This window comes from Pseudoalteromonas luteoviolacea S2607, from assembly GCF_001625575.1.
GTDB classification, from domain to species: Bacteria; Pseudomonadota; Gammaproteobacteria; order Enterobacterales; family Alteromonadaceae; genus Pseudoalteromonas; species Pseudoalteromonas luteoviolacea_E.
Map to the genome: position 1 here is coordinate 184,391 of NZ_AUXV01000072.1, position 26,118 is coordinate 210,508.

Consider the following 26,118-nt stretch of genomic DNA (forward strand, 5'->3'; position numbering starts at 1 on the left):
AGCCTGTGTTTAAAGTCACTAAAAATGGCCAAGTTTTAATGGATGTTGCAACAGCAACACCACCAAGCCAAGCTTTTATAGTCGAGGCACTAGAGTGCTCTCCTTACGCTGACTGTGAGGTAGATCATGATTCTATCGCCGCATATTTTCAAAGTGAAGTGTCTGAACAACAACTACTCGTAGCAAAACAAAAAGACGCTGAATTATCCATTTCGATCTCAGAGGATAAAATGCAAGCCTCCGCCAAGCTTACCACTGCAAAAGGCGGCAGCCTGATAAGCCTAGATCAAGCAAAAAAAATTATTGTAAAAGCGGGCGTGTGTCGAGGCTATAAACAAGCATATTTAGAAAAAGTGTTATCTAAACAGTTCGACGCTCAGCCTGGAGCTGAGTATTCAGGGGTCATTGCCCAAGGTCGCCCACCTGAAAATGGCTTGCCAGCCAAACTGATATCTCATGTTTTAACCTTAAAAGAACGCCTGAAACAGCCAAAAATGAGAGAAGATGGCACGGTAGATATGCGTGATTTTGGCGCATTATCGAGCGTGTCTCCTGGCACTTTGCTAATTACACAAAGGCCTGCAACTCCAGGAAAAGAGGGGTTTACCGTTACCGGTGAAACAGTTGAGCCACTACCTGGAGAAACGTTTCAGTTAGTGGCAGGCGAAGGAACGGAAATCTCCCAATCTAACCCGCTAGAACTGATTGCAACCATTGCTGGTTGCCCATCAGATATTGCCAATGGCATGCGCGTCGACGACATCTTTACCATCAATGATGTCAACGTTAAAAGCGGTCATATCGATTTTAGTGGCAGTGTAATTGTGACCCACAATGTGGAACCAGGAATGAAGGTAAAAGCATCCGGTGATGTAACCATCATGGGCACGGTCGATTCTGGAGAAGTTTTTAGTGATGGCAATATTGAAGTCCGAGGCGGTGTCATCGGCCACTTAGATCACAGTGACAATGATCAAAGCCTAACCAGTAAACTGGTTGCCAAAGGTGACATTAACATCGTACATGGTCAATATACTTACTTAGAAGGGCGTAATGTATACATTCAAAAGCAAGCTAATCACTGTGATATCAAAGCATTAAGAAAAGTGCTCGTGGGACTTGAAGACAACCCAAGAGGAAAACTCATAGGCGGAACCATCTTCGATGCTCAATCTGTAATCGCAGGAGAAATAGGCAGCCCTTCTGGGGCAACTATGTCAGTTTACCTCGCAACCTCTGGAATTGAGATCACCAATAAAACCGACCAGTGCATAAGAGAGCTTGGCGAAACCGACGAACAAATTGACAACTTACAAAAAGCGGTTGAAAAGGCGGACCAACTAAAGGACGCCGAAAAGAAAAAGATGCTCATGGCAAAAATTAGTGCGACACAAACACACTATAGCCAACAAGCCGAAGCACTAGAAAACCAACTCAGTGAGCTGGACCATACTCTTCACGAATTGCTTGAAGGCACACAATTACAAGCGACGAGTGCCTTACATTCGGGCGTTGAGTTGCATATTTTTGACAAAACCTATCGAACTAATCGAAGTTACCCCCCCTGCACTGCCAAGTTGCAAGATGGCAAAATCGAAATCGAATTTAAAACATAAGGGGCAACACGCCCCTTTTTCAATTATAAAACCCCGTCAATTGACTGTTTGAGCTGCTCAGGCCATACGCCTACTTGTACTTGGGCGATATGCGCTTTTTGCAGTAGTAACATAACCAATCGAGACTGCCCAATACCACCGCCAATAGTTTGTGGAAGCTCACCAGCGAGTAATGCCTGGTGCCAATCAAACACTTTACGATCCTGTGCATCACTCAACTCTAATTGGTGTGCTAAAGACTTAGGACACACGCGAATTCCCATTGATGAAATTTCAAAAGCGTCTTCAAGCACTGGGTTCCAAACGATGATATCTCCGTTAAGCCCTTGGTATTTATCACAAGTTGGAGTTGACCAATCATCGTAGTCAGGTGCACGAACATCATGAATTTTGCCATCACCTAATTCACCGCCGATACCAATTAAGAACACCGCACCATATTCTTGTGCAATTGCTTTTTCACGCTGCTTGGCTGTGAAATCTGGATACATGCTACGTAACTCTTCCGAGTGAACAAAAGTAATGTTCTCAGGTAAAAAAGACGCTAAACCAAACTCATCTGCAATTGTTTGCTCTGTTGCCTTTATGCATCGGTAGAGTGTGCTGACTGTTTCCTTTAATGTGTCTAAGCTTCGTTGCGTGTCACCGCAAATCACTTTTTCCCAGTCCCATTGGTCAACAAACACCGAATGAATAGGAGAAAGGCGCTCCTCATCAGGGCGCAATGCTTTCATGTGGGTATACAGCCCTTCACCGACTGAAAAGCCATAATCTCCAAGTGTTTTTCGCTTCCATTTTGCTAGTGAATGAACCACCTCAAATTCACTCTCAGGTAAAGTCTTCACTTTGACAGACACGGCTTGCTCAGTGCCACTTAGGTTGTCCTGTATTCCATCACCTACCTTCGCCAAGATAGGAGCTTGTACTTCAATTAGGCCAAGGCGCTCTGTTAGCTGGGTTGAAAAAACGCTTTTTACACGCGCTATTTGTTGCTGTGTTACCAAGTAATCTGATTTCATTTTGAACCTCATTCCAAACTGTTGATGATTATGTGCAGCCAGTGCTGATATATCCATCGTCAACAAATTTAGAAATAAATTCAACATTCAAAACCAAAAACATTGAAAGATAACTTTAATCCCCAATAAAAGGTGGTTATATTTATCGAATCATCAATCAACCACTAAATATTGCATGGAAAATTATCAAATCGATAATCTCGATAAATCCATCCTTCACGCATTAATGGATGATGCAAGAACACCGTATGCAGAATTAGCCAAACGCTTTAAGGTTAGTGCTGGCACGATTCATGTCCGAGTCGAAAAAATGAAGCAAGCTGGGATCATTGAAGGAACGAAAGTATGTATCAATGCCAAAAAGCTGGGCTATGATGTTTGCTGTTTTATTGGTATTAATCTAAAACACGCCAGAGATTATCAAAATACAATTGCGCAATTAGAGAGCTTTGAAGAAGTGGTAGAAGCATACTACACAACTGGTAACTACAGTATATTTATCAAAGTATTGAGTAGCTCTATGGATCATTTACACCATGTATTAGTTAACAAAATTCAATCTATAGAAGCCATTCAATCCACAGAGACATTAATCTCATTACAAGCACCAATCATGCGAGAGGTCACGCCATGATTGACCTGATCAGGTAGTACCGAAAGGGTGTGTACTTATACAGTAATAATTTTGATATAATGCACACAATTTTGTATTTATGAGCAGTACTTGATGAAAGAGAATCGCTTTCAACGCGTAAAACGCATTCTAGAACAACGTCAGACGGACCTAACCGTATGTCTTGATGAAGTACATAAGCACCATAACTTATCAGCAATCGTTCGTACTGCTGACGCTGTTGGCTGCCATTATGTACATGCAGTTTGGCCTCAAGAACAAAGGCGCCTAACGAATAATACCTCTGGTGGAAGTAAAAACTGGGTAGATACTCAGATGCACGATGACATTGATCAAGCCGTTGCAACCATCAGAGAGAAAACCCCTGGTATTCAATTACTGGCGACTAACTTGAGTGACACAGCCGTTGACTTTAGAGAGATCGATTACACTAAGCCTACTGCCGTTATTGTTGGACAAGAAAGGCTTGGAATTTCAGATAGAGCGCTCCAACATGCGGATCAACACATTGTTATTCCTATGGCTGGTATGGTGCAGTCATTAAATGTCTCTGTCGCAGCCGCGCTCATTTTATATGAAGCACAAAGGCAAAGAGAAGCCGCTGGCATGTACCAAAGAAAGGATATGATTGATCCACAGGTGAAACATAAACTGCTTTTTGAGGGCTGCCACCCTATTATTGCAAATCGCTGTAACGAAAAAGGGTTACCTTACCCTCAACTAGATGATGAAGGCGAGATCATCGCAGATGAAGCGTTTTGGAATACGCTTAAATTTAGCAAAGCTTAAGGAAACCTATGTCTAGCCCTAATTTAGCACAGTATGCAATTACCGATCTTAAAGGCGTTGGCCCAAAAGCAGCTGAACGCCTTGCTAAATTAGGGATCTCAAGCGTCCAAGATATGCTGTTTCACCTTCCCTTACGTTATGAAGATAGAGCTAAAACATACTCAATAGCCACATTGATGCCTCATATGCATGTCTCTGCACAAGGTGAGATTGAACAAGCAAATATTACGTTTGGTAAACGTAAAATGTTGGTCTGTCAAATTAACGATGGGACCGGGCGCTTAACCCTCAGGTTTTTCAACTTTTCTGCGGCACAAAAAAATGCCATGCAACCGGGCAAGTATATGCGCTGCTTTGGCGAAGTACGCCGTGGTCGTGTTGGGCCAGAAATGGCACACCCAGAATACAGTATTGTGGACTCCATAGAAGATAGCTGCTCAACCGATGAGGTACTTACATCTGTGTACCCTACCACAGAGGGACTCAAGCAGCTGAGCATACGCGCCATTGCAGAGCAAGCTGTTGAATTGCTGAGAAAATATGATATTGAAGATCACCTTCCGCAACAATACAGGCCCAATCAGCTAAGCCTAAAAGAGGCCTTGCTGTTGCTGCACAGTCCACCACAAGATGTGAACTTAACACAGCTAGAGACAGGGCAGCATCCGGCACAACAAAGACTTGCATTCGAAGAGCTACTGGCGCAAAACCTCAGTTTGCTAAAGTTGAGGCAAAAAAGCCAAGCAGTAAAAGCAGTGCCTCTTCCCCCAACAAACTCACTGGAACCTACGTTTCTTGCGCAACTGGCTTTTAAACCGACCAATGCTCAAGGACGTGTAGTGAGTGAAATAAAGCAAGACCTACAAAAGTCAGAGCCTATGCTGCGACTCGTTCAAGGTGATGTCGGCTCAGGTAAAACCTTAGTCGCGGCTTTAAGTGCATTAACGGCTATTGCGAAAGGGTATCAAGTCGCCTTAATGGCACCAACGGAGATCCTCTCGGAGCAACATGCGCTCAACTTTAAGGCTTGGTTTACCCCATTGAATATAGAAACATGTTGGTTAGGCGGTAAAACCAAGGGAAAAGAGCGCACTCAAACCCTCGAGAAAATTGCGACAGGCCAAGCTCAAATGGTTATTGGTACCCATGCTTTATTTCAAGAGCAAGTCGCTTTTTCAAACTTAGCGCTCATTATTATTGATGAACAACACCGCTTTGGCGTCCATCAGCGTTTATCACTCAGAGAAAAAGGTAAATTTGGTGATTGTTATCCACACCAACTGGTTATGACAGCAACACCTATACCGCGCACCTTGGCGATGACCGCATATGCAGACTTAGAAACCTCTGTCATAGATGAACTACCACCAGGAAGAACACCGATCACAACCGTTGCAGTGCCCGACACTCGACGCGACCAAGTGATAAAACGTGTTGAAAATGCGTGTATTGAACAACAGCGCCAAGTTTATTGGGTCTGTACATTGATAGATGAGTCTGAGGTACTACAATGCCAAGCTGCTGAAGACACAGCCGAGCAGCTCAGTAAGCAGCTGCCAGAGCTCAAAGTTGCTTTAGTTCATGGCAGGATGAAAGCGCAAGAAAAGCAACAAATTATGGCGGACTTTAAAGCTGGCCTTTATCATGTACTCGTCGCAACAACCGTGATTGAAGTAGGTGTTGACGTGCCAAATGCCAGTTTAATCATAATTGAAAACCCCGAGCGATTAGGTTTGGCGCAATTGCACCAATTGCGTGGTCGAGTTGGTCGAGGAGATATCGCGTCGCACTGCCTACTGCTTTACCATGCACCTCTATCCAACACCGCGCAAAAACGTTTAGGTGTGCTAAGAGACAGCAATGATGGATTTGTTATTGCGGAGAAAGACCTCGAAATTCGTGGTCCAGGTGAGGTACTAGGCACAAAACAAACCGGATTAATTGACCTAAAAATCGCTGATTTAACTAGAGACAAGCATATGCTTCCCAGCATTAGAGGGATTGCATTTGATTTACTCCATCATCACACGAACAGTGTCGACCCACTTATTTTAAGGTGGATGGGAAATCGTAGTGAGTTTGCGATGGCCTAGCGGCTAGTTAATCAAGTCACTATTGAAACATATTATTTCGCTCAATAACCTCTATTTGATAACCATCAGGGTCTTCAATAAAGAAAAACTTTGCGATCAGCTGCTCTTGATTATAAAACTCCTTAATCTCTTTAGGGCGGTACCCAAGTTTATTGGCTTTGCCCCAAATCGCGTTTAAATCATCCACACCAAAGGCGAGGTGCCCGTACCCATTACCATGCTCATAGGGTGTTTGCTGAGCAAAGTTATAAGTTAACTCAAGTTCAAAATCGCAATCATGGTTGGATAAATACGTCAGTGAAAACTGTTCAAATTCTATTTGCCTCTTCACCGTTAACGCAAATAAGTCATGATAGAATTGTATAGAACTATCAAGGTCTAGTACTCTGACCATTGAGTGAAGCATTTTTGCCACAGGAGCCTCCAAAACTATGTGTGAACTGTACGCCTCTCAAAGCCCGCTATTGTATAGAGTCAGCAAGAAGTCGATTCGAATACAAGGTGTCGTGACCAGTTTGGCGCTGGAAAACCAAATTTGGCAAGTACTCGAAGAAATAGCCAATCAAGAGAGCCTAACAGTTCCGCAATTCATTGCGACCCTGTATCAAGAGTCAATCGAACGACATGGAAAAGTTGAAAATTTAGCTTCTCTACTTCGCGTTTCTTGCCTTACTTATTTGCTCAATTCTACAAAATCAAAAAGCGGAAGTGGTAGTAACGAGTTACTACATAGCACTGATAATAAATTATGATAACAGTGCTTTATCAATCCCTTTAAAACTTATAAACTAGCCTATTAATTCTTTGAAATTTATAGCACTTGTCCATGAAATCTCAGTTTGGTAGACGCGCCTTCACTCATATGGAGCTATATAGTTTATTCAATGGCTACATTTACGGCGATGAGAAACTAAAACGAGAGCAACCTAAACACTGGCATTTTTGGCTGCCGTTATTGGCTTATTATACAGGTGCGTACAGTGATGAACTGGGCAACTTAACACTGAGTGACATTGAAAAAATGGACTCAATTCATACTTTTCGATTTACCACACACGGTAAAATTCAGCCGCGTTTAGTACCGATTCATCCGGCATTATGGCATGCGGGGCTAGAAACCTATATTCAACACGTAAAACAACTTGGACATGACCGGCTACTTTATGATCTGCCTTCAAAGTCAGGGAGATACAGCGAAAAAGTCAGAATTTGGTTTTCCGGAGAAGGCAAGCGCCTCGGCTATTTGCAACGTTGTGGCCTGCCAAATATCGACCAACAAGGTTTAAAAACTGCTATTAGTAGCTTAAGACTTAATTTTGAGCAGCAAATTTATATCTCAGCCATTCAGTCTGGCCAACGTTCGGCTATGAGCTATTTACTTGGGCTAAAAGAAGAAGGCCAAGTAGTCGAAAAACCAACCTCGGATACCCTACAAAAAGTCGTTAAGCCTGTGCGCGTCATCAACACAAAGATAAGTTGGCAACGGTATCTCGAACGTCACTAGGGGTGATATCTGGACCCTGTCAGATGAGGCTGCAGCTTGAAGGCAACAGCCAAATAATGAGCTTATTATAAAGACTTAACGTAATCAGTAAACTCAGGGCCTAATGCAGCGTCTTTCATTGCATATTGTACGATGGCTTTCAGATACCCCATCTTATCACCGCAATCATGGGCTAAACCGCTCATATGAAAAGCTTCCACGGTTTCGTTTTCCATCAGCATATCAATGGCGTCTGTAAGCTGTATTTCACCGCCAGCTCCTACTGGAGTTTTCTTAAGAAGAGACCAAATATTTCTGGAGAGTACATATCGGCCAACAACGGCAAGGTTAGAAGGTGCTTCTGATTGATTAGGCTTTTCAATCATTGATGTAATTGGTGAACTTTGGCCAGGAAAAAGTTCTACACCATTGATATCTGCAATCCCATACTTGCTCACATCCTCTTTAGGGACTGGCTCAAGCATAATTTGGCTACAGCGATTCTCTTGGAATCTTTTGACCATAGCCGCTAAGTTTTCAGAAGACTGATCAGCGCTGTATTCATCTAGGATCACATCAGGCAGTACTACAACGAAGTCATCATCGCCTACAATCGGTTTGGCGCATAATACAGCATGCCCCAGCCCCTTAGCCTCTCCCTGACGAACATGCATAACAGTAACATCTTCAGGGCAAATACCTCTGATCTCATCTAACAGAGTTCTTTTTACCCGCTTCTCTAATGTTGCTTCTAACTCAAAGCTCGTATCGAAGTGGTTGGCGATAGCATTCTTGGAAGAGTGCGTCACCAGTACTATTTCCTTTAGACCTGCAGAAACACACTCTTTAACAATGTACTGAATAAGCGGTTTATCTACAATTGGTAGCATTTCTTTTGGTATTGCCTTAGTTGCCGGCAACATACGGGTTCCCAAACCCGCAACAGGTATCACTGCTTTCATATATGTTCGCTATTGAATTTCAATCGTCTAAGAAGTCTAATCCGCGATTTTATCTTACAAGTCACTGTATTTAAATAAATAACTTTATCGACGCATTAGGATGAACACAACTAATAATAAAGGGGTCATTGTAGACCCCTTTCTAGATTAATTTAAATTCATTTCTTGAATTATTTCATGCGCTATTGGCGGCGTAGTACTGACTGGCTTTTCGTGTTTGTTGGCCTTTAATTGGCCTTTTCTATGTTTTAATGATGCGTCTAATTTTTTCGCAGCGTTTGCGATTGCGGGGTACATGACATCATTGTCACCTTTTACCGAGATTCTTGAACCCGCATAATTTGTACTTATTTCCGTATAAAACTTTTTATGCTCTTTGCTGATGATGATATCTAGTGATAACAATGATGGAAAGTGATTCGCAATCTTAGCGAACTTTTCATACACGTGTTGTTTTACTGCATCCGTCATGTCAACGTGGTGACCAGAAAGATTAATCTTCATAGGATCTTCCTTTTTTTATTTACCCTATAGATAAGTATTGGAGCAACTAATCCAATTCTCAAGGGGTAAATTAAGAAAATTGTCATTACGCTGTTATAAAGTTGATTTAAGTCAGATTAAAATAAAGTGTCAGGTGGGTATATTTTTATTTTCTGTTGCGCTCCTGCATTGAAATTAAGTATTCGCCTTCATCTTCGACGCTCACAATTCAATTTTAAAGCTCCTAAACGTAAAAAAGCTCCACAAGGGAGCTTTTCTTAAAGTGCCAAGTCTTATAAACCTGCGCGCTTTTTAATCTCTGCAATTAAAGGTGAACCACCGTGGCCATTACTCTCAGCCCAAGCGATGTCAGCGCCATCAGCTAGTGCACTTTTAGGAAGACCTTTAACAATAAGCTTGCCTGTTTCAACTGCATTACTTGCAATTGCGTGGCGTAGCATGTTGTTTCCGTTACATTCAATCGCATTAAAAACATTACGAATCTTAACACGTGAGCTTTTAAGCGCTTTACGAACACGCCCTTTGTCATCTACAGCGATGAACTCACATAAAGTTACTGCAAGCTGATCGTTTGCTTTAGTTTCAAAACTTAAAGAAAACGCGCCTAATCCCATACTAACACTTAACAAAACAGGTACAAATTTCATTGCCAATTCACCTAGCACTTTTTTATTACATAAGGACAAACACTATTGTAGCAACCCATACAATTGTTAGCAACAAAGTCATAATCCTTTATTTAAAGTTACGAACTTATAATTATACCGATTACGTTCATCAGGCTCATGAGACTCACTCTCAACTTCAGTCCAATCACCTACGACTGTATGGTCTGGAAACCTAGTATCACCACCTACATCTAAATCAATATAGGTTAGATAAAGCCTATTACATAAGGGTAGAAACTGTTCGTAAATATTTCCACCACCTATTACCATTACTTCGTCTATTTTATCCACCAAGGCTAAGGCTGCTTCCGTCGATGATGCGATTTCAATACCGTCAGCTTGGTACTGAGCATTTCTGGTAATTACAATATTTCTTCTGCCAGGCAATGGGCGACCAATTGATTCAAATGTCTTTCGGCCCATAATAACTGGCTTACCCATTGTCACTTTCTTGAAGTGCTGAAGATCAGCGGGTAAGTGCCAAGGCATTTTATTGTCATCACCAATCACCCTATCCTTCGCCATAGCCGCTATCATTGATATAACCACAATTTACTCCAATCATAATATTGTATTAAAAAAGGGCCTAAAGGCCCCTTATTAGCGTTCGTAGATTACCTCTACGTCATAATCATCTTCATCCCAATCATCCCAGTCATCTTGACTGTCTTGGGTAGCCTGACGATGATATGTATCCCATTTGAATTCAACATCTTCTTGCTGATCTTCTTCAAACTTGTCTCTAGGTAAGGTATCTAACAAGCCTTGAATATCGTAGCATAACTGTTGTGTATTGAACTTATTGGCAGCTGAGATACGATACACTTTTGTCGCGTCAAGCTCTTGCGCAATGCGCTCGCACACTTCTTCAAGCTCGTCTTCCGCCAGAAGATCAATTTTGTTAAGTACTAACCAACGTGGCTTTTCAGCTAGCTTTGGACTGTATTGATGTAGCTCATTGATAATTGCAAATGCATTGTCTACAGGATCTGTACCGTCAATTGGCATAACATCAACAATGTGTAATAGCACGCGGCATCGCTCTAAATGTTTTAAGAAGCGAATACCTAAGCCAGCGCCATCAGATGCCCCTTCAATAAGACCCGGAATATCAGCAATAACGAAAGATTTATTTGCCTCAGGTCTAACAACACCTAGGTTTGGCACCAAGGTTGTAAACGGATAATCTGCTACTTTAGGCTTAGCAGCCGAAACACTGCGGATAAATGTTGATTTTCCTGCATTAGGTAGACCTAGCAAGCCAACGTCAGCCAACAGCATAAGCTCTAACTTAAGGTTTCGCACTTCACCTGGCGTACCTAACGTTTTCTGTCTCGGCGCTCGGTTTGTGCTCGACTTGAAACGCGTATTGCCTAAGCCGTGGTAACCGCCTTTAGCAACCAACAACTTCTGCCCGTGGCGAGTTAAATCACCAAGGCTTTCTTGTGTGTCAACGTCAGTAACACGGGTACCTACAGGTACTTTAAGCACCAAATCTGTGCCTTTTTTGCCGGTACAGTTTCTGCCCTGACCATTAGTACCACGTTCAGCTCGATGAAAGCGTTCAAATTGATAGTCAATCAGAGTATTTAAGTTTTCATCCGCTTCTAGAAATACACTACCGCCGTCGCCACCGTCTCCACCATCTGGACCACCATCTGGGACAAACTTCTCTCGACGGAACGAAACAACACCGCTTCCTCCATCTCCGGCTTCAGCTCGGATCTCTACTTCATCGACAAACTTCATGGTTACTCTCTTACTGGATTGGAACAGCAACAGCTATTATAGCAATATACGCTTAGCTGCTGATCAATATTATGTTGCTATAAAAACAAAAAACCCCGCCTAAGCGGGGTTTTTAGATTCTTAACCGATTACTCAGCTACGATGCTAACGTATTTGCGGTTTAAAGGACCTTTTGTTTCAAAAACAACTTTACCATCTGCTTTTGCAAAGATAGTGTGGTCTTTACCGATACCTGCGTTAGTACCTGCGTGGAACTTAGTACCACGTTGACGAACAAGGATGTTACCCGCTAATACTGATTCACCACCGAAACGCTTAACACCTAGGCGTTTACTTTCTGAATCACGACCGTTACGAGTACTACCAGCTGCCTTCTTATGTGCCATCTTTCTGTACCTCTAAAAATTAAGCGCTAATGCCAGTGATTTTAACTTCAGTGAACCACTGACGGTGGCCCATCTGCTTACGAGAATGCTTACGACGTCTGAACTTAACGATCTTAATTTTCTCGCCACGACCGTGAGAAACAACCTCAGCAGTCACTTTACCGCCATTTACGAATGGTGCACCGATCTCGATCTTTTCACCATCAGCAACTAGAAGTACTGAATCAAATTCAATTGATGCACCAGTCTCAACGTCTAATTTCTCTAGACGAATTGTTTGACCTTCAGTCACACGGTGCTGTTTACCACCACTTTGGAAAACCGCGTACATAACTTAACTCCGTTGTGCGCCCTCAAATCGACGCAACTTAATATTCTTCAATAGGGCGCGAAGTTTACGCTAATGTCGCAGTACACGCAATACCCTAGAGACAAAATAATGAATAAAAATTGGCTTGTTTGAGAGCATTAATTCATTTTTGCCTATTCTAGCTAAAAAGTTCGTTTTACCAAACTGTTTTTTGTTCATAAAACTAACTTAATGTGGGTATTGACAAAATCTTTTTTTATCAAGCACTCCCCTAACATAGCCTACCAATCGCCTACTAAATAATCGAAAAGTGACTTTTTTTAGCTCCCGTACGCATAAAATTCGAGTAAGCCAGAATTTTAATGTACAATCTGCGGCGTTTATCTCTAATTGAGGCTTTAGCACGGTATACTATGGATATTAAGGCTATCCAATCATTGATTGAGCAGGATATGCTCTCTGTGAATCAACTTATTTTTGAGCAAATGCAATCTGATGTTGCGTTAGTAAACCAATTGGGTCTTTACATTGTTAACAGCGGTGGCAAGCGTGTCAGACCAATGTTGACCTTACTTGCTGCTAAAGCGCTGGAAGCGGAGCAACAAAATAAGCACATTACTTTGGCTACTATCATTGAGTTTATCCACACAGCAACATTACTGCACGATGACGTAGTTGATGAGTCTAATTTAAGACGTGGCGAGCCTACCGCAAATGCAGAGTTTGGTAATGCAGCGAGTGTTCTGGTTGGTGACTTTATATACACCCGCTCATTTCAGCTTATGGTTGGCCTCAATAATATGGAAGTCATGCAAATACTAGCTGACGCAACCAATATCATTGCTGAAGGTGAAGTACTGCAATTAATGAATTGCAATGACCCAGACACCACAGAAGAAAGCTATATGCAGGTGATATATAGTAAAACGGCTAAGTTGTTTGAAGCCGCTACATTGCTACCTGCGGTTGTTTCGAATCAACCAGAGCATATCAAAGAAGCCTTGAAGCTGTATGGAATGCACTTAGGTACTGCATTCCAATTAGTGGACGATGTGCTTGATTACAGTGCAAATGCTGAATTACTGGGTAAAAACATTGGTGACGACTTGGCAGAAGGGAAACCAACCCTTCCGTTAATCTATGCAATGAAATCAGGTACCGAGCAGCAAGTGAACCAAATTAGAGCTGCTATTGAGTCGGGAAATGGTATCGACCACCTATCTGATATTTTGGCAACTCTAGAAGAAACCCAAGCACTTAAGCAAACCATGGCAAAAGCACAGCAAGAATCAGACAAAGCAATCGCTCAGCTAGCGTGCCTCGCAGAGTCAGAATTCAAAACGGCACTTATTGCATTAGCAAAGCTGTCTGTGGACAGAGAATATTAATAAAAGCATAAAAAAAGAAAAGCTGCCGAGGCAGCTTTTTTTATTTCTCAGGCGGTCTATAGCCTTCAATCTCAACTTCTTTATTTTCAAATAAAAAGCCGACCATCTGCTCTTCAAGCAGCTGTCTGTGATCTGGATCCATCATATTTAAATGCTTTTCATTGATCAGCATTGTTTGTTTGTGCTGCCACTGCTGCCAAGCTTCTTTGGAAATATTATTGAATATGCGCTCGCCCACTTCACCAGGGTAAAGCTGAAAATCTAACCCTGGCGCTTCTTTGTTTAGCTTTTGACAAAAAACTGTACGTGCCATTTTATCACCTATATTCTGTCTGTTTATTGGAGCAAGTTTACCCTATCGCTCTTAATACTTTAACTAACTTTTTCGTTGGTGCTGCTAATCCAACTTCGGGTGGTTCATTAACGTCATACCAAAGTAGTTGATTGTCATGTACGCAATCTGGAATTTCACTCACATCCAAGCAGATTGGATGGATCGTTAGCTCAAAGTGCGTAAAGATATGCACAAATGAGTCTAGTGTACGAGTTTTAGTTGAGAGCCCTTGTTGCACTAAAAAAGCTTCTAACTCAGCCAACTCTGTAAACTCAAAAAAGCCAAACAATCCGCCCCAAATGCCGCTGCTTGGGCGCTTTTCCATTAACACTTTGTCGTTAGCCTTAATCATTAAGTGATATGCACTTTTCTTTGGCTTATCTTTTTTGGGTTTTGGATTGGGGAAGGACTTCACAAGGTTATTTTTGTGAGCAAGACACTTTTTCACTAGCGGACAGGACTCACACTGAAACTTCGATCTCGAGCAAAGGCTTGCGCCCAAGTCCATCATCGCCTGATTAAACTCTCGCACATTACCAGAAGGAGTCACCGCATTAGTTAGCTCCCACAAATGGTTTTCGACTTTTTTGACCCCGTACCAACCTTCAACCATAAAAAACCGCGCTAAGACACGCTTCACATTGCCATCTAGTATTGCATGCTGCTGACCTAGCGCTAACGACAGAATAGCGCCTGCAGTTGAACGCCCAACCCCAGGTAGATCTACAACTTCTTCAAAAGTTTCAGGAAACACACCATCGTATTTATCACGAATGAGCTTAGCTGCTTTATGTAGATTTCTCGCCCGAGCATAGTAGCCAAGCCCAGTCCAATGGTGGAGTACTTCATCTTCATCAGCATTAGCTAAATCAATGACGGTTGGAAAGCGCGACATAAAACGCTCAAAATAAGGAATCACAGTCACCACTTGTGTCTGCTGAAGCATCACTTCAGAAATCCACACTTTGTAGGGCGTTTTATCTATCTGCCATGGCAGCGTTTTTCTCCCATGGACGTGGTACCAATCTACAACTTGCGTTGCAAACCACTTTGCATCTTGACGGTCAACGGACATCTTCATACTCAATCTTCTTGCTTCAAGCCGCCAGTGTAAGAAGCTTTTTAAAAACGTCAAGCTCTTGTACTTATCGACGTGAACAGGGATAATATGCGCCCAATTTTTACACCGCAGATGATGACAATGAACGAATCGAGTAAACAAGCCCTAGAGCAGGCTGAGCAAGAAGGTAAATACATCCGTAAAGTGCGCAGTTTTGTAAAACGTGAAGGTCGCTTAACCAAAGGTCAAGCAGCGGCTCTTGAAAAGTGCTGGCCAACGCTTGGACTTGAGCATAGCCAAGGCTTACTCAACTTCAGTGAAATATTCGGCAACGACAATGACGTAGTTGTAGAAATTGGCTTTGGCATGGGTAAGTCGCTTGTTGAAATGGCTAAAAACAACCCACAACAAAACTTTATCGGTATTGAAGTCCACCGACCAGGTGTTGGTGCTTGTTTAATGGAAGCTGATGAACAAGGTATCACAAACCTTCGTGTATTCGAGCACGACGCAGTGGAAGTATTAGCCGACTGCATTGCAGATGGTAGCTTAAGTAAGCTGCAACTATTTTTCCCTGATCCATGGCACAAAAAACGCCATCACAAACGTCGTATCGTACAGCCAGAGTTTGCACAAAAAATTCGCGCCAAGCTAAAAGTGGGTGGGGTATTCCATATGGCCACTGACTGGGAAAATTATGCTGAACATATGCTCGAAGTAATGCAGCAAGCTGAAGGCTATTCTAATCAATCAGAAACGAATGACTACGTGCCTAGACCTGAATTTAGACCGCTAACCAAGTTCGAGCAAAGAGGCCACAGACTAGGCCATGGCGTGTGGGATCTAATGTTTGAGCGCACTGCTTAATAACGTATTTTGGGGCCTAGATAGCCCCAAGTATTAACCTTTAAACTAAGAGCTTAATTCAGAGCAGTTCATAATTTCGAGATCCACTATGCAAAAACTATCCAACCCTAGCCTTCTTTTACTTCGTAACGAAGAGGAGCTTATAGGCAAGAATATACTTGTGATCAATCACAATGATGATGGTTTTTTATCGCAACTGGTCAAAATTAATTTAGACGCAAAAATAAACGCATTTAGCTATAACTTTGCCGACCACCAAGCTGCTCAAAAGGTAAATTCAGTATCTAGCTTTGTAGGCCACAGCTTACCGGCGTTAGAACAACTTGATTTGATTGTATATTACTACCCAAAATCTAAACCTGAAGCGCTAATGATGCTCTCAAACATTCGCGCTATTGCGACGCTCGATACGCGACTGTTGGTCGTTGGCGAAAACAAAGGTGGTGTGAAATCGGTTGAAAAACAACTCAAAGCTTACGCTGAGGCAAGCTTTAAGCTAGATAGCGCTAAACATTGTATTTTGTACGAATTTAATAAATTGGCGCCTGAGAACCAATTTGACATTACAGACTATCATCAACAATTTAGTGTTAAGGCCGCAGAGCAACAATTTGACGCAATAAGCGTCCCTGGTGTGTTTAATCATGGAAAACTCGATATTGGTACCGAATTGTTACTTAACAACATTGAGTTACCGAAAAAAGGACAAACTTTAGACTTTGGTTGTGGTGCCGGTATCATCGCCACGTTTTTACTGAATAAGCAACCAAACCTCTCAATGCATTGCCTCGACGTCAGTGCGCTAGCACTGTATGCCTCTGAGCAAACTTTAAAATTGAATGGCCATACTGGCACATTTATTTTAAGCAACGGTCTATCTGAGGTCACTGAGAAATATGATGCGATTGTTAGTAACCCACCATTTCACACCGGCTTGAGCACCGATTACAGTATTTCAGAAGCATTTATAAAAAATGCCAGACATATAATGAACAAACGGGCCAGCTTACAAATCGTAGCCAACAGCTTTTTAAAGTACCCGCCAATTATTGAGCAATATTTTGGTACTTACAGTACGGTAATTAAGAATACTAAGTTCGCAGTGTATCGTGCAGACAAGACATAAAAAATAAGCTCTGGCATACATCAAAGTAGTACTAAAGAATCAAACCATTAACTTGTTCTACGTTATTGTCCGCTTTTTTGTTAACTTACTTAACTAAGCTGCTAAACTAAGATTAGCTGTTAAGAGGTCCAACTATGAGCTCACAATGGGAAAACACGCAACAAAAACAAGTATAAGAAAAGTTCTAATCAGTGCCGTTATGCTAGTGACTGCACTGTCGCTCTCTCTATCCATTTCTATTTCCACTTACTTAGATGTGAAAGAGCAAAAAAAGCTCATCGTAAATAAGCTAGAAATGATTGCTGAGATCATTGCGTTTAATGCTCAGATAACACTCATTTTTGATGATAGAAAAACTGAAGAAAAGCGCCTTAAATCGTTTAACAAAGTTGATCTTGTAAAAAACATCCATATCTATGCCATTGATGATGTCACCAACAAGCCGGTTTTCTTCACCAGTTACAACGCGAGCAAAACTCCGCCTGTACCATTGAAAGTAAACGATATAGAGTCACTCAAAGTGCCCAAAATATCAGCGGACTACGTAGAGCTCATCATTCCTGTTGAGTATGAAGGCAAAATTGAGGGTTATGTATACGTGCGCGGAGGACTGGAGCGTTTGTCGCAGTACATTAATCAAAAGATCCTCGTCGACATTGCGCTAACACTATTTGTACTGCTGCTCGTTTTATTGGTAGCACGCGCCATTCAAAAGCGCATTGCCAACCCTATTGATTCGCTATCGTTGTTGTTACAAGACGTTTCTAAAAATCACAACTACTCCGCACGAGCGACAAAAAGTGATATTGAAGAAGTTAATATGTTGGCTAACAATCTCAATATTATGCTTGCACGAACTCAAAACCAACTCGCTAGGCACCAAGCCGACAAGCTAGAAATTAAACAACTCAACCAAAACCTTGAAGAAAAGGTAAACCAGCGCACCATTGCGCTAAGAGAAGCAAACCAAGAGCTACTCAATACGCTAGAGCGTATGCATCAATATCAGAATCAAATTGTTGAAAATGAAAAAATGGCATCGCTGGGTCAAATGGTTGCTGGTGTTGCACATGAAGTAAACACACCAATCGGGCTCGGTGTCACTGGCTCTACCCTGTTGAGAGACAAGCTAGCTGATATAAACGCCGCCTTTGAACAAAAAACGCTCACATCAAAGCAGCTTGAACGGTTTATTCACGATGGCATTGAGAATTTAGATCTTATCTATCGCAATTTAAATCGGGCCGCAGAATTGATTTCAAGCTTCAAGAAAGTCGCTGTAAGCCAAGATATAGAAGTAAGCTCAGAAGTGAACATAAACAAATTATTCAGTGCGATTGTTAGAAGTATGCGCGCTGAAATGGACCTAAAAAATGTCACATGGCAGCTAACGTGTTCAGAGCAACTTACAATTAGAACCAAAGCAGGGTTATTGCAGCAGGTCTTTGAACAACTTTTATCCAATTCATTGATACATGGATTCTTAGATTTAAAAGACAACCAGATTTCCGTCAATGTAGAGCTGCGAAACCAATCACTTGAGGTTATTTACATGGATAATGGCGTGGGTGTCTCCACAGCCATTAAAAAGCGCATATTTGACCCATTTGTAACCACTAAGCGAGGCGAAGGTGGTAGTGGTTTGGGTATGCACTTAGTTTACAACTTGATTACTCAAGCTCTTGGAGGATCGATAACCCTTTCCGAAGAAAATAAAACAGGAACAAAATTTATTATAGTTTTGCCTCTAAAAGGGGTAATTTAATGAAAATAATGTACCTAATAGCTGCATTTATTTTTATTTTTTGTAGTTTAAAAGTTGACGCAAAATCTACCCATGAAATACGCTCAGCTTTTTTATATCAAATGGCAAAGTTGATCGATTTTCCGGAACAAAAAAATAAAAAAACGATCCGCTTTTGCTTTTATGATTTAAATCATGGACCCGGCGCAATTTTAAATAAAAATAACAAGTTAAAAATACGCGGCAAGCCTATCGAAATAATAAAAATTGATATTTCCGACCCATTTAGGGAACTTTCTAAGCGCTGTGATATCACATACATTGATGAAACAAAGGAAGATGATATACTATCTGCTTGGACCGATACAATTGCTTTAAACATGGTAACTGTGGGTGAAAGTATCGAATTTTTGGAAGGGGGTGGGATTGCTTCCTTGGTTCAAGAAGGGAGTAAAATTCGGTTATATATTAACAGACAAGAAGTTGCACAACATAATTTCAAAGTGCTCTCTCGACTGCTCGCTGTTTCTAAGTTCTATCCTGACTGATTTTACTTGTTAACAATTGAATATACTCCTATAATCGTTAACATTCGGTTTTATTATATAACACCGAAGTTTTTGTAAATAAAACATTCCGAAAAGGTTAATTAATAATGCAAACGCCAGTCATTCTAATTGTTGAGGATGAAGACGTAACTCGACTGAACCTCGTTAGTTTATTTGAAGCCGAAGGTCACAAGGTAATTGAAGCCATTGATGGCGATGATATGCATGAAAAATTGACAGCAAATGACGATGTCAACTGTGTAATCATGGATATAAACCTACCAGGTAGAAACGGCTTAATTTTGGCTCGTGAGTTACGCCAGAAAAAAAATGTCGGCCTAATTTTCTTAACGGGTCGTGACAACGATGTCGATAGAATTTTAGGATTAGAAATCGGTGCAGATGACTACGTCACTAAGCCATTCAACCCTCGTGAGCTAACTATCCGTGTACGTAACCTTATCTCACGTACTGGTTCTACACCTGAAGAGTCGACTATCGACAGCAACGGTGTAATCACATTCAATGGTTGGGAACTAGATGAAAACAGCCGTTGTTTGACATCTCCAACAGGTGAATCAAAGCGCTTACCGAAAGGTGAGTACAGAGCTCTGCGCCTAATGCTAGACTCTCCGGGTCGTATCTTTAGCCGTGAGCAGCTTATTAAACATATGACTGGCCGTGAGCTACGCGCTAACGACCGTACTGTAGATGTTACGATTCGCCGTATTCGTAAGCATTTTGAAACTGACAGTAATACACCAGAGCTTATCAGCACAATTCATGGTGAAGGTTATCGTTTCATTGGCAAAATCGATAACACTCAGCAGTAATCTTTCGCTACGAGTTTTCAGCGAGTTTTGCAATTAATGAGTGAAGGGCTTCTTGCCCTTCTCTTATTAATTCTTCAAGTTCAACTATCCACGCTTCACGTTCTTCTTTATTTGATTCAGCAGATTGAGTTTCCATTACCTTAGCATGCTGCTGTACTAATTTTAGGCCTACAGAGCCGGCTGCCCCTTTCAACTTATGTGCTACTGAACCATACTCCTGTTCATCACCTTCGCTGTTAGCCGCTTTGAGCTCATCACAATACGTTGGGTTTAGTTTACCGAACAATTCACAGCTTCTTCTGAAAGTACTGACCCCCATTGAAGATACAAAATCAGTGATCGTTTCTATATCTAATAAAGTTCGCTCTATTTCCAGTACTTCGATGGTATCGTTGCTACACGCCCCCACTTCCTCTTTGGCATTGTCAATGCCAAACAATTCAGCCAGCATTTTATCTAACTTAGTCGTGTTGATTGGCTTTGCCAACGCACCTTGAATGCTTATACCCTGCAGCTCCTGCTCAGCACTTCGTACATTTGCAGTGAGCGCAACAATTGGTAACGCATCGAAGTGGCTATCATCTCTTATTTGTCTAGCCACTTCATCACCATTGAGATCTGGCAATTGCATATCCAACAAAATCAAATCAAGGTCATCTTCAGTTTGCACTAGTGACAAGGCATCTTCACCAGTTTCGGCCCAAATAACCTCGTGACCCCGTTGTTCAAGCAAGTTAGTGGCAATCTCAGCATTCAGAGGCACATCTTCAACCAAGAGAATATACAGCCCTCTGCCTGCATAACTTTGCTGGTTCGGAGCACTACATAGTTCTAACGGGATTTCCACATCAAAACGACTGCCTTGGCCCGCTTCACTTTTGACTTCAATACTGCCCTTCATAGCCTGGACCAGTGCTTTAGTAACTGCGAGCCCAATACCAGACCCTATCGCATTGTTCCCCTCAGCGTCCGGTGCTTTGTAATACATGTCAAAGATTTTATCTTGCTGTTCAGCGGAGATCCCAACCCCAGTATCAATAATACTCATGGTTAACCATGGGCCATCTTCTCTGTTTTCACGGCGACAGTCTAAAGTTACGCTGCCTCTGTGTGTAAACTTCACTGCATTGTTTATCAGGTTCCATAGCACCTGACGCAATCTAGTTGGGTCTAGCAGAGCGTATATATCTAATACACCTGTACGCTTTATTTTAAACTCTAGGCCTTTTTGTCCGGCAATTAAGTCTGAGAAGTTAACAACATCATTAATAAAGTCAGACACATTAATGCTGTCTGTCGCGATATCAAGTTGTTCTCTATCAATTTTATCGAGATCGATGATGTCATTGAATATATTGCCTAACGTCTCTGCACTTGAAAATACAGTGTTACACCAGCTTTTTTGCTGCTGTGTCAATTCAGTATCAAGTAACATTCGAGTAAGGCCCACAATACCATTGAGTGGCGTGCGTAGTTCGTGGCTCAAGGTGGCAATAAATTTCCCCTTGTCCTTATAAGCTGTTTCAAGCGCCTGCTCTGCTTCTTTACGGCTGGTAATATCACGGCCAAAAGCCAATAAACCAATGTATTCCCCTTCATTATTAATAAAGGGTAACTTTCGCATTTCAAACCATCGGTTTTCGTCTTTCACAGGGTACTCAACATCGAGTGAAATAGTTTGCTGCGTTGCACTTACCTGCTCATCCGTTTCCAATACTTTTGGTACCAAATGTTCAGCAAAAATTTCATCGGCAGTTTTACCAATTAGCCCTGCACTTTCAATGCCTATGACTTGTTCAAACTTCTTGTTACAGCCAGCAAACACACCATGCTCGTCTCGGTAGTAAAATAAATCTGGCGAGGAGTCCACTATCGAACGAAGTAACATGCTCTGTTGAGCGAGTTCCTGTTCAGCTTTGCGACGTTCGGTGATCTCATTACGCAATTCAGCAATAGCCCTGTGCTTGGCATGCAATGCCATTTTTCTTTCATCTATTTCGTTATTTAGGCGATTAATATTGTCTTTTAGTGTCTGATTTAAGAGTTTTTCTTGCTGAGTCGCTGACTCTAAATACTCTTTCGAACTTTCCAATTGACGAATTGCAAAAACTGCAACAGATATTAGTAACGGCGATGTCAATGCCGCGAACACCACGACCGACAACACGTTCACTAAGCTTACAGAGCCCAATGCAACGTAAAAAAACATACAGGATAAAACGAGTGAAGCGATAAGCACCAATACATATGCAATTGCACCGGCTTTACGTTCTCCGTATTTACGAACCAAATTGGAAAGAATTCGAGCCCAAGACCCAAATGAAGAATCAAGCATAATAATAGTCACCTTGTTAACGCAGCCATTATACCTTAGCTGAACACATATGCGAGCAGCCTAACACTGTAACTTTGTTGAATAATCTAAAATTCCATTTACTTGCTCACTCATGAATACCCATAAAATTTATGTGATAATGTATCAAATACTGCACATTAGCCTATATTTTCTTTATGCGAAATCAGAATATCAACAGCAAAACGTCTTGTTTTAGTGTAATATGCGAGCGTTTTAGGTCGTGATTAAAGAGAGTTTAAATGCCAACTTCAATGCCAGACATTGCGCACTGTGCAGATGCGCTAAAAACGGGAACATTAGACTGGGTCGGAATGGGAAATATAGAATTGCCACTCCAACTGAGTAGCAAAGGACTAAATGATATTCCCGTTACAGCAAAAGCAGACACTTTTGTTAGCTTAGACAAAGCCGATGCCAAAGGCATCCACATGTCACGATTATTTTTGGCTTTGGATAAGTTATCTTGCGAGCAAACCCTAACTCCCATCACTTTAACAGCGTTACTTGACCAATTTTTGACAACGCATAAAGATTTGAGTCAAGCAGCAAAAGTTGTTATCGCTTTTGAATTGCCTCTGCGACGTGCTTCTTTATTAAGTGGTAAACGAGGTTGGAAGAATTATCCGGTCACGATTTCTGCCGTCTTAAGAGACAACCAAATCAAAATGGAGTTGGCAATTGACGTTACGTACTCTTCAACATGCCCTTGCTCTGCCGCCCTTGCTAGACAATTAATTCAAAATGCATTTGAAGAAAAGTTTGCCGGTCAGCAATTAGATCATGAAACTGTCATCAATTGGCTAGGTACAACAGAGGGTATTGTTGCAACACCACATTCACAGCGTTCAATCGCCAATATAAAGGTCCAGTTACCACAAGATACGACTGAATTCGATATACTTGGCCTTGTTGATTTGGTCGAGCAAGAGCTAAAAACGCCGGTGCAAACAGCGGTTAAAAGAGAAGACGAGCAAGAGTTTGCTAGATTGAATGGCCAAAACTTGATGTTTTGTGAAGATGCAGCAAGAAAATTAAAAGCACTTTTTAATACGCAGAACTACCTCGATTTCTATGTAAAAATTAACCACTACGAATCACTGCATGCGCATGATGCTGTAGCCTATGCGGTTAAAGGTGTTCAAGGAGGCTATCAAGCCTAGCCCTCTCGCGAAGGTTTTCAGCCTTCGCAAACCTAAAAATCACTTTTCGGCACACTCTTTGCTTATTAAATACAAAGTCAAATTGTTGTCGTGGAGTGATTTATGGAACTTACACTGTTAGCTATTTTAGCGCTCGTAGTTGTTGCCTCAATTGTAATTTCAAAGTATACCGACGCGGGCGGAAACCCCTATCCGTTTAATCGCAAAGATTCTGTATTCTCAACCGTAGAAGCATCATTCTTACAACTTTTAGAACGCGCAGTTGGCGACAGATTTAAAATAGTTAGTCGAGTAAAGTTGGTCGACGTTATCGAGTGCAAGCCGGGGTTATCAAAAAAAGCTCGCCGCTCAGCCATAACGAAAGCGCAAAATAAACAGCTCGACTATGTCTTAGTCGATAAAAGTACTTTAAATATTGTTGCCGCCGTAGACTTGGTTAATAATGCCAATAAAAATGGGCATAAAGCGCAAAAAGATTGGTTTGTCAGTGGTGCCCTTGAGTCTGCTGGGATCCCTCATATCCGAATGAAAATTAAGTCTGGTTATAAAAGCCCAGAAGTGCGTGCTGCAATCTTGTTCAAGCTTGGTCAAAAGCCGGATCAAACAAAGCCAGTTCGCAAGCGCAATTACAAACCAGCAGTTTTATCACCTTCTCAAGCAAAAGCTGCAAGCACACAGCTTGCTGAAATCTAGTTAATACCCAGCTGCCTGCTTCGTCAGGCAGCTAGGTTCTCAGATTTCCCCGCCTAAATAATGCTTTCAAAATAAGAATGTATATAATGAGCAATAAATAAATCCATAAGAGACAAATTATGAAAATCGGCATTATTGGTGCGATGGAGCAAGAAGTCACTATTTTACGTGACACAATGCAATCTCCTCAAACGCTAAAAAAAGGCGGCTTTACTTTCTTTACAGGCCAATTAGGCGGCCACGAAGTAACATTAGTTCAGTCAGGTATTGGCAAAGTTGCAGCGACAGTAGCCACGACGCTGTTGATTGATAACTTTGCACCTGATTGCGTTATCAATACAGGCTCAGCAGGTGGTTTTGAACCTTCTCTAAATGTGGGTGACATTGTTATTTCTGACGAAGTTCGCCATCACGATGTTGATGTAACTGCTTTTGGTTACGAAATGGGCCAAGTACCGCAAATGCCAGCTGGGTTTGCCGCACACCCAGCCCTCATTAAAGCGTCAAAAGAGAGTATTCATGCCGTTGAAGGCATCCAAACTATGGTAGGCCAAATCTGTACGGGTGACTCGTTTATGTGTGATCCTGTCCGCATAGAAAAAACACGTCAAGATTTCCCTAACATGTTAGCTGTTGAAATGGAGGGCGCGGCAATCGCACAAGCTTGTCATGTGCTAGACACACCATTTGTCGTGATCCGCTCTATGTCTGATATCGCTGGCAAAGAATCTCCTCAATCTTTTGAAGAATATTTAGAAGTGGCATCAGTCAACTCATCTAAGCTAGTAGTCGCACTACTAGAAAAGCTTCAACAGGTTACGCTGTAAGTGGTGCTACAAATATTGCAAGCCCAAGAGGGCTTGCTGATATTTTATCTAGCTATTTTTTGTGCTTTTTCCTTAAGGCTATCAAACCTTTACCACCCAAATACGCTTTTCACTCTGATCGCCAGCAATCTTGCTAAGCGCGTCGTCAGGGATAACATGGCAAAAAGCCATCATACTCTCTCTGGCACACTGGCTTTTACATTGCCGATTATCACTATCATGGCATTATTATTTGCCCTGTCATTTATTTCATTTTACCCACAGTGGTTTGGCGGGCTGATTTTATATTTATGTCTAGATACACATTTTGAAAAACGCGCTCGAAGAATTGCCAAGCTATTAACAGTGAGCCAAAAAGGTTCAGCAAAACAACTTTTGAGCTCGATGGTAGCAAGAGATACACAATCTTTATCTGAGATTGGCATAATTAAAGCTTGTTTAGACTCTTTGGCACTTAATTCGGTCAGGCAGTTCTATCTATTGCTTATATTTTATTTAGTTGGAGGTCCATACCTAGCACTTGCTTATAAGCTCATGATGCTATGTGATCACAGTTGGAGACAACTACTGAGTCCAAACCACCCATTTCTAGCCCCAGTGCAACGGGCTATTTATGTGCTCGAATGGCTACCTCTACGCGCCTTTGTGATTACGATGTCACTGACACAAAACTTTGCGAAAACACAGCATTATCTCAAGCATTACGCTCAACACTATAGTAATAAGCACACTGGCTGGATCGTCTCATTGTTTTCGGCAAACCTAAATGTGCAACTCGCTGGGCCACGCTTTTATCACGGTCAACGATTTGAAAACATTCGTATTGGCAGTGATCGCCAACCAACGGTAGAAGACATTCAACACATGCTCAAACTCCAAGGCACAATGCGGTGGTTTTGGTTGGGTTTAACAGGCTTGATGTGGGCGGGGATAAATTTAACCTAGGCCAAATAAGTGTTTTACTTGGCC

28 protein-coding genes are annotated in these 26,118 nt (G+C 41.8%); 16 read left to right on the forward strand and 12 right to left on the reverse strand.

What is annotated here, in order from left to right:
• Positions 1-5: 5 nt before the first annotated feature.
• Entirely contained in the window at positions 6-1,616 is a 1,611-nt protein-coding gene (locus N480_RS22515) for a DUF342 domain-containing protein (RefSeq protein WP_063374675.1), read from the forward strand.
• A gap of 23 nt (positions 1,617-1,639) precedes the next feature.
• Here the strand turns inward: N480_RS22515 and asnA are convergent, their stop codons facing one another.
• Complete coding sequence (asnA, locus tag N480_RS22520; protein WP_063374865.1) at positions 1,640-2,635, reverse strand: aspartate--ammonia ligase; 996 nt, start codon at positions 2,633-2,635, stop codon at positions 1,640-1,642.
• Positions 2,636-2,810: 175 nt separating this feature from the next.
• Here asnA and asnC point away from each other — a divergent pair, with 175 nt between their 5' ends.
• The 3 genes from asnC to recG all read left to right on the forward strand — a co-directional run bounded on the left by asnC (position 2,811) and on the right by recG (position 6,151).
• Positions 2,811-3,269, forward strand: coding sequence for a transcriptional regulator AsnC (gene asnC / locus N480_RS22525; protein ID WP_063374676.1), 459 nt, complete (start codon positions 2,811-2,813; stop codon positions 3,267-3,269).
• 93 nt (positions 3,270-3,362) lie between these two features.
• Entirely contained in the window at positions 3,363-4,058 is a 696-nt protein-coding gene (trmH, locus tag N480_RS22530) for a tRNA (guanosine(18)-2'-O)-methyltransferase TrmH (protein WP_063374677.1), read from the forward strand.
• A gap of 8 nt (positions 4,059-4,066) precedes the next feature.
• Positions 4,067-6,151 (forward strand): ATP-dependent DNA helicase RecG, encoded by a 2,085-nt coding sequence (gene recG, locus N480_RS22535; protein WP_063374678.1) that lies wholly within the window; start codon positions 4,067-4,069, stop codon positions 6,149-6,151.
• Positions 6,152-6,170: 19 nt separating this feature from the next.
• On the opposite strand, the gene N480_RS22540 is transcribed toward recG, so the two are convergent.
• On the reverse strand, positions 6,171-6,557 hold the full coding sequence (locus tag N480_RS22540) for a VOC family protein (RefSeq protein ID WP_231102309.1): 387 nt from the start codon (positions 6,555-6,557) through the stop codon (positions 6,171-6,173).
• A 25-nt stretch (positions 6,558-6,582) separates the two neighbouring features.
• Between N480_RS22540 and N480_RS22545 the strand changes: the two genes are divergently transcribed.
• Entirely contained in the window at positions 6,583-6,903 is a 321-nt protein-coding gene (locus tag N480_RS22545; protein WP_063374680.1) for a ribbon-helix-helix domain-containing protein, read from the forward strand.
• A 74-nt stretch (positions 6,904-6,977) separates the two neighbouring features.
• On the forward strand, positions 6,978-7,655 hold the full coding sequence (locus tag N480_RS22550) for a hypothetical protein (RefSeq protein ID WP_063374681.1): 678 nt from the start codon (positions 6,978-6,980) through the stop codon (positions 7,653-7,655).
• Positions 7,656-7,720: 65 nt separating this feature from the next.
• Here N480_RS22550 and galU read toward each other — a convergent pair whose 3' ends face one another.
• The 7 genes from galU to rplU all read right to left on the reverse strand — a co-directional run bounded on the left by galU (position 7,721) and on the right by rplU (position 12,234).
• Complete coding sequence (gene galU / locus N480_RS22555) at positions 7,721-8,596, reverse strand: UTP--glucose-1-phosphate uridylyltransferase GalU (protein ID WP_063374682.1); 876 nt, start codon at positions 8,594-8,596, stop codon at positions 7,721-7,723.
• A 147-nt stretch (positions 8,597-8,743) separates the two neighbouring features.
• A complete protein-coding gene (gene hpf, locus N480_RS22560) occupies positions 8,744-9,100 on the reverse strand; it encodes a ribosome hibernation-promoting factor, HPF/YfiA family (RefSeq protein WP_063374683.1) in 357 nt (118 codons plus the stop codon).
• 272 nt (positions 9,101-9,372) lie between these two features.
• Complete coding sequence (locus tag N480_RS22565) at positions 9,373-9,714, reverse strand: DUF3718 domain-containing protein (RefSeq protein ID WP_419554961.1); 342 nt, start codon at positions 9,712-9,714, stop codon at positions 9,373-9,375.
• Positions 9,715-9,825: 111 nt separating this feature from the next.
• The gene (folA, locus tag N480_RS22570) at positions 9,826-10,317 is read right to left on the reverse strand and encodes a type 3 dihydrofolate reductase (RefSeq protein WP_063374685.1); all 492 of its coding nucleotides are present in this window, start codon (positions 10,315-10,317) and stop codon (positions 9,826-9,828) included.
• A 51-nt stretch (positions 10,318-10,368) separates the two neighbouring features.
• Entirely contained in the window at positions 10,369-11,517 is a 1,149-nt protein-coding gene (cgtA, locus tag N480_RS22575) for an Obg family GTPase CgtA (RefSeq protein WP_063374686.1), read from the reverse strand.
• A 128-nt stretch (positions 11,518-11,645) separates the two neighbouring features.
• Entirely contained in the window at positions 11,646-11,903 is a 258-nt protein-coding gene (gene rpmA / locus N480_RS22580; RefSeq protein WP_063366771.1) for a 50S ribosomal protein L27, read from the reverse strand.
• A 19-nt stretch (positions 11,904-11,922) separates the two neighbouring features.
• Positions 11,923-12,234 carry a 50S ribosomal protein L21 gene (gene rplU, locus N480_RS22585; protein WP_023399739.1) on the reverse strand — a complete coding sequence of 104 codons (312 nt, stop codon included), beginning with the start codon at positions 12,232-12,234 and terminating at the stop codon, positions 11,923-11,925.
• A 392-nt stretch (positions 12,235-12,626) separates the two neighbouring features.
• Between rplU and ispB the strand changes: the two genes are divergently transcribed.
• A complete protein-coding gene (gene ispB / locus N480_RS22590) occupies positions 12,627-13,601 on the forward strand; it encodes an octaprenyl diphosphate synthase (protein ID WP_063374687.1) in 975 nt (324 codons plus the stop codon).
• A 40-nt stretch (positions 13,602-13,641) separates the two neighbouring features.
• On the opposite strand, the gene N480_RS22595 is transcribed toward ispB, so the two are convergent.
• Both N480_RS22595 and mutY read right to left on the reverse strand, forming a co-directional pair.
• Entirely contained in the window at positions 13,642-13,914 is a 273-nt protein-coding gene (locus N480_RS22595) for an oxidative damage protection protein (RefSeq protein ID WP_046356858.1), read from the reverse strand.
• A gap of 37 nt (positions 13,915-13,951) precedes the next feature.
• A complete protein-coding gene (gene mutY / locus N480_RS22600; protein ID WP_063374688.1) occupies positions 13,952-15,010 on the reverse strand; it encodes an A/G-specific adenine glycosylase in 1,059 nt (352 codons plus the stop codon).
• A gap of 126 nt (positions 15,011-15,136) precedes the next feature.
• On the opposite strand from mutY, the gene trmB reads away from it, so the two are divergent.
• The 5 genes from trmB (at position 15,137) to arcA (ending at position 20,113) form a co-directional block, all read left to right on the forward strand.
• On the forward strand, positions 15,137-15,862 hold the full coding sequence (gene trmB, locus N480_RS22605; RefSeq protein ID WP_063374866.1) for a tRNA (guanosine(46)-N7)-methyltransferase TrmB: 726 nt from the start codon (positions 15,137-15,139) through the stop codon (positions 15,860-15,862).
• An 88-nt stretch (positions 15,863-15,950) separates the two neighbouring features.
• Entirely contained in the window at positions 15,951-16,988 is a 1,038-nt protein-coding gene (locus tag N480_RS22610; protein WP_063374689.1) for a methyltransferase, read from the forward strand.
• A 145-nt stretch (positions 16,989-17,133) separates the two neighbouring features.
• Positions 17,134-18,753: a sensor histidine kinase gene (locus N480_RS22615; RefSeq protein ID WP_063374690.1), complete on the forward strand. Its 1,620-nt coding sequence runs from the start codon at positions 17,134-17,136 to the stop codon at positions 18,751-18,753.
• A complete protein-coding gene (locus N480_RS22620; protein ID WP_063374691.1) occupies positions 18,753-19,280 on the forward strand; it encodes a YfiR family protein in 528 nt (175 codons plus the stop codon). The genes N480_RS22615 and N480_RS22620 overlap by 1 nt, the downstream gene beginning before the upstream one ends.
• A 107-nt stretch (positions 19,281-19,387) precedes the next feature.
• A complete protein-coding gene (gene arcA, locus N480_RS22625; RefSeq protein ID WP_063374692.1) occupies positions 19,388-20,113 on the forward strand; it encodes a two-component system response regulator ArcA in 726 nt (241 codons plus the stop codon).
• Between the two features lie 7 nt (positions 20,114-20,120).
• Here the strand turns inward: arcA and arcB are convergent, their stop codons facing one another.
• Complete coding sequence (gene arcB / locus N480_RS22630) at positions 20,121-22,448, reverse strand: aerobic respiration two-component sensor histidine kinase ArcB (protein WP_063374693.1); 2,328 nt, start codon at positions 22,446-22,448, stop codon at positions 20,121-20,123.
• A 260-nt stretch (positions 22,449-22,708) separates the two neighbouring features.
• Here arcB and folE2 point away from each other — a divergent pair, with 260 nt between their 5' ends.
• The 4 genes from folE2 to N480_RS22650 all read left to right on the forward strand — a co-directional run bounded on the left by folE2 (position 22,709) and on the right by N480_RS22650 (position 26,094).
• Positions 22,709-23,629 (forward strand): GTP cyclohydrolase FolE2, encoded by a 921-nt coding sequence (gene folE2, locus N480_RS22635; RefSeq protein ID WP_063374694.1) that lies wholly within the window; start codon positions 22,709-22,711, stop codon positions 23,627-23,629.
• 102 nt (positions 23,630-23,731) lie between these two features.
• Positions 23,732-24,322, forward strand: coding sequence for a DUF2726 domain-containing protein (locus N480_RS22640; protein WP_063374695.1), 591 nt, complete (start codon positions 23,732-23,734; stop codon positions 24,320-24,322).
• Positions 24,323-24,441: 119 nt separating this feature from the next.
• Entirely contained in the window at positions 24,442-25,149 is a 708-nt protein-coding gene (gene mtnN, locus N480_RS22645; RefSeq protein ID WP_063374696.1) for a 5'-methylthioadenosine/S-adenosylhomocysteine nucleosidase, read from the forward strand.
• A 3-nt stretch (positions 25,150-25,152) separates the two neighbouring features.
• Positions 25,153-26,094, forward strand: a complete 942-nt coding sequence (locus N480_RS22650) for a cobalamin biosynthesis protein CobD/CbiB (RefSeq protein ID WP_231102310.1) — start codon at positions 25,153-25,155, stop codon at positions 26,092-26,094.
• The last annotated feature ends 24 nt before the right edge of the window (positions 26,095-26,118 follow it).

Bases quoted from the DNA above. Each gene is read 5' to 3' on its own strand.
- asnA (WP_063374865.1), bottom strand. From the start codon at position 2,635: ATGAAATCAGATTACTTGGTAACACAGCAACAAATAGCGCGTGTAAAA.
- asnC (WP_063374676.1), top strand. From the start codon at position 2,811: ATGGAAAATTATCAAATCGATAATCTCGATAAATCCATCCTTCACGCA.
- trmH (WP_063374677.1), top strand. From the start codon at position 3,363: ATGAAAGAGAATCGCTTTCAACGCGTAAAACGCATTCTAGAACAACGT.
- recG (WP_063374678.1), top strand. From the start codon at position 4,067: ATGTCTAGCCCTAATTTAGCACAGTATGCAATTACCGATCTTAAAGGC.
- N480_RS22540 (WP_231102309.1), bottom strand. From the start codon at position 6,557: ATGCTTCACTCAATGGTCAGAGTACTAGACCTTGATAGTTCTATACAA.
- N480_RS22545 (WP_063374680.1), top strand. From the start codon at position 6,583: ATGTGTGAACTGTACGCCTCTCAAAGCCCGCTATTGTATAGAGTCAGC.
- N480_RS22550 (WP_063374681.1), top strand. From the start codon at position 6,978: ATGAAATCTCAGTTTGGTAGACGCGCCTTCACTCATATGGAGCTATAT.
- galU (WP_063374682.1), bottom strand. From the start codon at position 8,596: ATGAAAGCAGTGATACCTGTTGCGGGTTTGGGAACCCGTATGTTGCCG.
- hpf (WP_063374683.1), bottom strand. From the start codon at position 9,100: ATGAAGATTAATCTTTCTGGTCACCACGTTGACATGACGGATGCAGTA.
- N480_RS22565 (WP_419554961.1), bottom strand. From the start codon at position 9,714: ATGGGATTAGGCGCGTTTTCTTTAAGTTTTGAAACTAAAGCAAACGAT.
- cgtA (WP_063374686.1), bottom strand. From the start codon at position 11,517: ATGAAGTTTGTCGATGAAGTAGAGATCCGAGCTGAAGCCGGAGATGGA.
- rpmA (WP_063366771.1), bottom strand. From the start codon at position 11,903: ATGGCACATAAGAAGGCAGCTGGTAGTACTCGTAACGGTCGTGATTCA.
- rplU (WP_023399739.1), bottom strand. From the start codon at position 12,234: ATGTACGCGGTTTTCCAAAGTGGTGGTAAACAGCACCGTGTGACTGAA.
- ispB (WP_063374687.1), top strand. From the start codon at position 12,627: ATGGATATTAAGGCTATCCAATCATTGATTGAGCAGGATATGCTCTCT.
- N480_RS22595 (WP_046356858.1), bottom strand. From the start codon at position 13,914: ATGGCACGTACAGTTTTTTGTCAAAAGCTAAACAAAGAAGCGCCAGGG.
- mutY (WP_063374688.1), bottom strand. From the start codon at position 15,010: ATGTCCGTTGACCGTCAAGATGCAAAGTGGTTTGCAACGCAAGTTGTA.
- trmB (WP_063374866.1), top strand. From the start codon at position 15,137: ATGAACGAATCGAGTAAACAAGCCCTAGAGCAGGCTGAGCAAGAAGGT.
- N480_RS22610 (WP_063374689.1), top strand. From the start codon at position 15,951: ATGCAAAAACTATCCAACCCTAGCCTTCTTTTACTTCGTAACGAAGAG.
- N480_RS22615 (WP_063374690.1), top strand. From the start codon at position 17,134: ATGGGAAAACACGCAACAAAAACAAGTATAAGAAAAGTTCTAATCAGT.
- N480_RS22620 (WP_063374691.1), top strand. From the start codon at position 18,753: ATGAAAATAATGTACCTAATAGCTGCATTTATTTTTATTTTTTGTAGT.
- arcA (WP_063374692.1), top strand. From the start codon at position 19,388: ATGCAAACGCCAGTCATTCTAATTGTTGAGGATGAAGACGTAACTCGA.
- arcB (WP_063374693.1), bottom strand. From the start codon at position 22,448: ATGCTTGATTCTTCATTTGGGTCTTGGGCTCGAATTCTTTCCAATTTG.
- folE2 (WP_063374694.1), top strand. From the start codon at position 22,709: ATGCCAACTTCAATGCCAGACATTGCGCACTGTGCAGATGCGCTAAAA.
- N480_RS22640 (WP_063374695.1), top strand. From the start codon at position 23,732: ATGGAACTTACACTGTTAGCTATTTTAGCGCTCGTAGTTGTTGCCTCA.
- mtnN (WP_063374696.1), top strand. From the start codon at position 24,442: ATGAAAATCGGCATTATTGGTGCGATGGAGCAAGAAGTCACTATTTTA.